Annotated in this window: 1 protein-coding gene and 1 pseudogene; both read right to left on the minus strand. The window is 42.8% G+C overall.

What is annotated here, in order from left to right:
• Nucleotides 1-36: 36 nt before the first annotated feature.
• Nucleotides 37-819 (minus strand): annotated as a pseudogene (locus tag GCCT14_RS04830) (ABC transporter ATP-binding protein).
• On the minus strand, nucleotides 816-1,574 hold a 759-nt coding region (locus GCCT14_RS04840), incomplete at its 5' end, for an MlaE family ABC transporter permease (protein ID WP_108624443.1). The gene GCCT14_RS04840 and the pseudogene GCCT14_RS04830, both read right to left, overlap by 4 nt.

Below are 1,574 nucleotides of genomic sequence, written 5' to 3' on the forward strand. Positions count from 1 at the left end.
TCAACTAGAGTGTTCCTTGTTCCTTCGCGCATAGGTCTAGAATCCAAATGTTTGTTTAATAATAGGGGGGCAAGATGTATTTAAAAAGTTTTGGACAGAGGAAAGTTCGCATTTGAAAAATTGATCTCTTTCCAAAAGTGCCTGGATTTGACCATGTTCGTGAAATCCTATCCTATTGCCAATTGTGGCAGCAGAGTTCAGGTCGTGTGTTACGACTACGCTAGTTGCACAAAATTCACGTTGAACATCGAGAATAAGTTCGTTAATCTGCATTGCCGTGATTGGGTCCAGTCCTGTTGTAGGCTCATCGTACAAAATCACCGTCGGATGATAGACTATAACTCTCGCTAGCGCAGCTCGTTTTCGCATTCCTCCGGAAAGCTCCCAGGGCAGTTTATCTGCAGCATGAAGCATCCCTACTCGTTTTAAAGCCCATGCAATTCGATCGCCACTTTTGCTCTCTCTAGGAGATTGTATACCTTGGTAGTTTCGAACAGTTAACGGAAATGCAGATTAACGAACTTATTCTCGATGTTCAACGTGAATTTTGTGCAACTAGCGTAGTCGTAACACACGACCTGAACTCTGCTGACGTTCTAATTTTGAGCATTTCCAAATGTTGACTCCGAAAAGGTGGACATCACCTTGATCTGGACGCTCTAATCCTAGAATATGTTTGAGAAGGACGCTCTTACCTTCTCCTGACCTTCCCATGATAACAACAGTTTCACCTCTATTCACATGAAGAGTAAGGCCGTTAAGTATTTGATGTTCTCCATATTTTTTATGAATGTTATCCAGTTCGATACAGGAGGTCATGTGAAAAAATCCTTTGTAGTGTTAATCATCAATGTCATCAAAAAGTTGAAAAACAAAACAGCAAGATAACTCACCACAACTGCTTGTGTAGTGACTCGTCCTACTCCCTCTGCGCCTTGATTCGCTCTCAATCCTTGGTAGCAACAAATTCCAAAAATCAGCGCTCCAAAAACGGCCGCTTTGAATAACCCTCCAAATAGGTCGTAGAGTGTGACTGTCTTTGGAATTTCCTCTAAATATCCTATTGAAGATACACCGAAGAAATGAACTGTCGCTATGTAACCTCCAGCAACTCCAAAAAAATTGCAGAATGAAGTGAGAACAGGTGTAACTAGCAGCCCGGCTACGATTCTTGGTAAAACTAAGTACCAAATAGGATCAATTCCCATGGAACGGATCGCACTGATCTGCTCAGAGATTGTCATGCTTCCTAGCTCAGCAGCAACTGCTGCCCCTGATCGTCCTGTTATCATGAAAGCAGTTAAAGCTGGCCCCATCTCTATAACGATTGTTTTTGCAACGATCGCGCCTACTGTACTGGTCATGCCAAGAGGCTCTAGAGTGAAAAATCCGTGACTGCCGAGAACCATGCCAGTTGAAACTCCAGCAAATAAGACAACAGGAAGAGAAGCTACTCCTATTCGAAAAAACTGATCCCATAGCGCTCTACTTGCTTCGATCTCAGAACGAAGATAAGTCTCCTTTTCTGCCCATGATAGAAAGCCTTTTGATGTAATTTTACCTTTGGGTGAGGA

The organism is Candidatus Similichlamydia epinepheli (assembly GCF_003056015.1).